Origin of the sequence: Rhodoferax sp. (genome assembly GCF_044236835.1) — a bacterium.
Classification (GTDB): domain Bacteria; phylum Pseudomonadota; class Gammaproteobacteria; order Burkholderiales; family Burkholderiaceae_C; genus Allorhodoferax.
Genome location: NZ_JBIIGC010000039.1, coordinates 1 through 5,504 on the forward strand (window position 1 = coordinate 1; position 5,504 = coordinate 5,504).

General features: G+C 59.0%; 4 protein-coding genes. 3 read left to right on the top strand and 1 reads right to left on the bottom strand.

What is annotated here, in order from left to right:
- The first annotated feature begins 610 nt into the window (after positions 1-610).
- Both ACILRC_RS15100 and ACILRC_RS15105 read left to right on the top strand, forming a co-directional pair.
- Positions 611-1,489 (top strand): hypothetical protein, encoded by an 879-nt coding sequence (locus ACILRC_RS15100; protein ID WP_395670194.1) that lies wholly within the window; start codon positions 611-613, stop codon positions 1,487-1,489.
- A 425-nt stretch (positions 1,490-1,914) separates the two neighbouring features.
- On the top strand, positions 1,915-2,412 hold the full coding sequence (locus ACILRC_RS15105; protein ID WP_395670195.1) for a hypothetical protein: 498 nt from the start codon (positions 1,915-1,917) through the stop codon (positions 2,410-2,412).
- A 517-nt stretch (positions 2,413-2,929) separates the two neighbouring features.
- Here the strand turns inward: ACILRC_RS15105 and ACILRC_RS15110 are convergent.
- Positions 2,930-4,051 (bottom strand): NADH:flavin oxidoreductase/NADH oxidase, encoded by a 1,122-nt coding sequence (locus ACILRC_RS15110; protein WP_395670196.1) that lies wholly within the window; start codon positions 4,049-4,051, stop codon positions 2,930-2,932.
- Positions 4,052-4,174: 123 nt separating this feature from the next.
- Between ACILRC_RS15110 and ACILRC_RS15115 the strand changes: the two genes are divergently transcribed.
- A partial coding sequence (locus ACILRC_RS15115) for a transketolase family protein (protein WP_395670197.1) occupies positions 4,175-5,504 on the top strand: 1,330 nt, incomplete at its 3' end.

A 5,504-nucleotide genomic window follows, 5' to 3' on the forward strand; every position in this document is an offset into this window, starting at 1 on the left:
AGGTGCTCAATCGCTGCAATTTGCGGCAAACTGTGGGCATGAGCAACCCCCACCCTTTTCAAAAGCCGTGCGATGCGATGGGCGTTGTACGAGCCTGTGGCGGTGGGGTTTTTTTACAGCCTCGTTAGCCTGCTATGCAACCGATACGCAACGCGATCGTCTTTACCTTGGTGGCTGCGGTCGTGGCATTCCTCTTAGAAATCGTGAGCTCATCGGACATCGACCTCTCGCCAACTTTCATGGCCATATTTTTGGTGACCGTAGCGATGCGCCATGCGGCTTTGGCTGGCGCCGCGTTAATCGGGTCCTACGCTGCTTTCTTGGTTGCCAAACCCCCGCCACACCCGCGCGCGTCAGCACTTTCAGGCGCGGTCTTTGGCGCTTCGGGCTATGCAGTGGCGTTTTCGCCCATGTTTTCGCTTAGCGCTTGGCCAGCATTTGCGGTGCTTTTTGCATTGGCTGTCTTGGTAGCGCTAGCAGCTTCAAGGTGGAGGTTTCCCTCGCATGGCTAACAGGTTGCTCGTCGCGGACACGCAGCAGCAGGTTGCCGCTTCGCGGCGCTTGCTGCGTGCCGGACAGCGCCGACGTTAGGCGTCACCGAGTCAACCACATGCATCTCATCAGTATCTCGCTGGCAGTTGGCTTGCTCACATCAAGTGCTGCGCTCGCTTCGACGGAACGGGTTGAGCTGACGTATCGGCTTCAACCTAGCCAGGATGTCATCACGGAGAACACTATCGAAGGCGTAACGACGATTCGCGTCACTGAAGATCGTGGAGTGGTTGCGAAGTCGGGAGGGCGCCTCTCCCAGCTGCCAACCACTATTGTGATGAAGCGCAAGCAGTCCCTCAGGTATGTGAACAGAGATCCAGAGCCAGATGGCAGCTTCTCCGCAGAAATGCGGTTCCTTGAGCAACGTACTTCGATCCAGGGTCCGGATGGACAAGAGAAGGTGTTACCAGAGCGGACTGCGCTGTCCGGACTTTCTGTAGTCGCAGTAATTGAGCGAGACGGGAGTATCCGCCCCGGTTCGACCCGAGTTTTTGGGCTCGAAGCTCCGATGGCGGAGCAACTTATTCCCACTGTGCAAGGCGTTCTTGCTCAAGCCGCTTCTATTCCTTCAATAACGTTGAGTTTTCAAGAGCCGGTCTCTCAGCAGATACAGATGCAGGTTCCCGTTCCAGGGCTTGCGTCCCTTGAGATCAAAATGATGGTGACGAGCAAGCTACTGAGCATTGATGACGGGATCGCGAGGATTCAGCAAATCCATTCGATGGACTTTGGGCTCGCCCCCAGCGGCATGAAGATGAGTGCCGATGGAAGTGGTGGCGGCTCCATGCTTTACGACACGCGTTCGCGGACTGTGTTGTCCAATGACTCTTTCACATTGATGAGAATGACCTTCGAAATGCCAGAAGGCATCGTTGAGGTGCGCATGAACTTGAATCAACTTCAGCAAACGCGACCGGCAACCTCCGTCGCAAAGTGACGCCTAACCCCTCCGCCGGCCGGTTACCTCGAACGCTATGCATCATGAATGTTCCACCTAGTTCTGAGCAACTACGCCTAGCGTCTTTGGGAGCTGCGTGTTGGGCTCTCTACGAACTACTCCAAGCCGGAATCACATACTCGGCCGGAAGTATGGAGAACATTGCGTGTCATCGTCTTATACATCGGCTGTTCTGCGAAGTTGGCTCTGTCCTCGGCCATCTGTTCGAGCCCAATTCAGCATTGCTAGGCTATGTCCTACTGAAAGGTCTGTTTGGCACTTTCATGGTGAGCGTGGCTTGGTTGATTTATGTTCGCAGCAAGGCATAACATGTCACTCAACACGGACTCCTTGCGGCGTCCGGCGGCTGCGCCGGCTCCTGGCGCAAGTCGCCGGTTACCTTCACGTTAGGCCCCTGATAAAAGATGTCCGCTATTTCAACACCTAAAGACTGGTTCGACTACACGTCCGCTCTGACGCCAGTATTCATCGCTTTGTTTGTTGCATTTATTGCCTACAGACAATGGCGAGTTGCCAGAGAAAAACTTCGACTTGATCTTTACAACAAGCGATTCACGATATTTGAAGTTACCTTGAACTTTTATCAACAGCTTCTGGATGGGCGCAATATCTCCGCGGAGGAGATGCAATCGTTGCATAGGAAGTACATCGGGGCGATGATCGAGTCAAAGTTTCTGTTCTCACCATCAACGAATGTGTATGAACTCATGAAAGAGTTCAACAAATCTGCTTTTGTCATCAAAGGAAGCAGAGATGTATTGAAAACTCAAGGCATCCCTCCAGAACTATTCACGCAAACTCAGAAAAAATTGACCGACGAACAAATAGTTTTAGAGGCCAAACTGTCCTCAATAGAAGCCGCCATCTCAAAATATCTCTACTTCGGTGCGATTGGAAAATAGTGAAGGCAGTATTTCAAAGTATCAGCCCAGTCCGTTACCTAAGCATTGCGAACAGGGGCCTAACAATTCGTTCAACTGGAAGCATTGGGGCTTGCCTGCTTCAATAGCTTTGCCGTTTTATGACTAGCAAGGTTTAACGCTCACGTGCCTTGCATCGAAGGCGTGTACCGACTCGCTTCAAATGGTGTGGCCTTGCGAAGGCCGCGCAGTGCCTTCTATGTCAGACGCGAAGCCTCACAGGTCGCAGATCCGCGGGCACGCGCCAAAGGCCCATAAACAGGTAGCTATCAACCTAAGAAGCAAGAATGACGTTCATCGAATCCATCCAAACCTGCTTAAAGAAATATGCCGATCTCAGTACGCGGGCCAGCAAATCTGAATACTGGTGGTGGGTGCTATTCGTTCTGCTGATCACCATCGTTGGTCAAGTCATCGGAGATATACCCGGCGCAATCGCTTCGCTGGTAACGCTCGTACCGTACTTGGCAGTCAGAACTGAGAACAGCATCGGTGGCGCCTATCGGGCCCCGATAGCCACCTTCCCAAACACCGCCTGCGCCTCGCGCGGCAGGCAGCGCCAGTACACCGGGTTGGCCTGCACCTGCGCGCCCAAGGCGGCGGCGGCTTGCCAGCCCCAGCGGGGTTGGTACAAAAAGGCCCGCGCCAGCGCGATGAGGTCGGCGTCGCCGGCCTGCAAAACTGCTTCGGCTTGGTGGGGTTCGGTGATCAGGCCCACGGCGGTGGTGGCCATGCCGGCCTCTGCACGGATCTGTCGGGCAAACGGCACTTGGTAGCCCGCGCCCAGGGCAATTTTTTGCTGGGGTGACACGCCGCCCGAAGACACGTGGATGAAGTCGCAGCCCAGCGCTTGGAGGCGCTTGCAAAACTCGGTGCTTTGCGCCACATCCCAGCCGCCTTCCACCCAGTCGGTGGCCGAGAGGCGCAGGCCCAGCACGCCATCAAACGCTTTGCGAACTGCGGCAAACACCTCCAGCGGAAAGCGAATGCGGTTCTCAAAGCTGCCGCCGTAAACATCATTGCGCTGGTTGGCCAGGGGCGACAAGAACTCATGCAACAGGTAGCCGTGCGCGCTGTGCAGCTCCACCGCCTCGATGCCCATGGCGTCGGCGCGCTGGGCGGCCGTGACAAAGGCTTCGCGCACCCGGGCCATCTCGGCTGCGTCCATGGCGGTGGGGGCCGGCTCGGTGGGTAGATGCGGCAACGCCGAAGGCCCCACGGGCTGCCAGCCACCGGCCTCGGGCGCCAGCAGCTGCCCGCCCTGCCATGGCACCGCGCTCGACGCCTTGCGCCCGGCGTGCGCGAGCTGGATGCACACCGGCGTGGGCGGTGCCAGTTGGCGCGCGCGCTGCAGCGTGCTGCGCAGCGCGCCTTCTGTGCGCTCGTCCCACAGGCCCAGGCAGTTCGGCGAGATGCGGCCTTCGGGCAGCACCGCGGTGGCTTCGATGGTGAACAGGGCTGCCCCACTGTTGAGCAGGTTACCCCAGTGCATCAGGTGCCAGTCGGTGGCCTCGCCGTGGACTGCGGAGTACTGGCACATGGGCGCCACCACGATGCGGTTGGCCAGCATGAGGCCTCCGCGCGGCGACGGCAAGGTGAGGGGAGAAAAAAGTAGCGACATGCGGCGAGGATAGCGCAGCGACTTGCCTGCGCTAAGCGGTGCAAGCGCGCCGGTAAAATGCCGGATTCTTTTCGCCCATCCCCACCCCCACATCCCCCACCCTCTCTTCGGAGCGCACTCCCCATGCCCAGCAGCCTTTCCAATTCCCACCAGATGGCCAGTGCGATCCGCGCTTTGGCAATGGACGCCGTCCAAGCCGCCAATTCCGGACACCCCGGCGCCCCCATGGGCATGGCGGACATGGCAGTCGCCCTGTGGGCTGACCATTTGCAGCACAACCCGACGGACCCGTCCTGGATGAATCGTGACCGCTTTGTGCTCTCCAACGGCCACGGCTCCATGCTGATTTATGCGCTGTTGCACCTCACGGGCTACAAGCTGCCCATGGCCGAGCTGAAGAACTTTCGCCAACTGCACAGCAAAACCGCCGGCCACCCCGAGTACGGCATCACCCCCGGTGTGGAGACCACCACCGGCCCCCTGGGACAAGGCATCACCAACGCGGTGGGCATGGCGCTGGCCGAGAAGCTGCTGGCCAAGGAATTCAACCGCACTGTGGGCGAGGTGCAGCACAAAGTGGTGGACCACCACACCTATGTGTTCTTGGGCGATGGTTGCCTGATGGAGGGCATCAGCCACGAGGCCGCATCCTTGGCCGGTGCCTGGAAACTCAACAAACTGATCGCCCTGTACGACGACAACGGCATCTCCATCGACGGCCAAGTGGCACCCTGGTTTGCCGACAACACGGCGCTGCGTTTTGTGGCGTATGGCTGGAACGTGATCGGCCCCATCGACGGCCACGACGCGGCCGTGGTGTCCAAGGCGATTGCCGACGCCAAGGCGCAAACCGAGCGCCCCACGCTCATCATCTGCAAAACCCACATCGGCAAAGGCAGCCCCAACCGCGCCAACACCGCCAAGGCCCACGGCGAGCCCTTGGGCGCCGAAGAAATTGCGCTCACCCGCGAATCCATCGGCTGGAACCACCCGCCCTTCGTCATCCCCAAGGCGGTGTACGCCGACTGGGACGCCAAGGCCCAAGGCAAGGCCGCGCAGGCCGCCTGGAACACCCAGTTCGCCGCATACAAGGCGGCCTTCCCCGACCTGGCCAAAGAGCTGCTGCGCCGCGTCAAGGGCGACTTGCCCAAACACTTTGTGCAAACCGCAGTCGACACCGTGATCGCTGCGCACCAAAAGGCCGAGACCGTGGCCAGCCGCAAGGCGTCGCAATTGGCCTTGGAAGCCTTCACCGCCAAGCTGCCCGAGCTGCTGGGTGGTTCGGCCGATCTGACCGGCTCCAACCTCACCAACACCAAGTCCACGCCCAGTTTGCGCTTTGCCATGAACGGCGATGTGGTGCAAACCGCAGACGCCAACGGCACGCTGGTCGGTGGCCGCCACATCAACTACGGTGTGCGCGAGTTCGGTATGGCCGCCATCATGAACGGCG

What these genes read in the sequence shown, in the direction of transcription:
- ACILRC_RS15100 (WP_395670194.1), top strand. Translation starts at nt 611, where the DNA reads ATGCATCTCATCAGTATCTCGCTGGCAGTTGGCTTGCTCACATCAAGT.
- ACILRC_RS15105 (WP_395670195.1), top strand. Translation starts at nt 1,915, where the DNA reads ATGTCCGCTATTTCAACACCTAAAGACTGGTTCGACTACACGTCCGCT.
- ACILRC_RS15110 (WP_395670196.1), bottom strand. Translation starts at nt 4,051, where the DNA reads ATGTCGCTACTTTTTTCTCCCCTCACCTTGCCGTCGCCGCGCGGAGGC.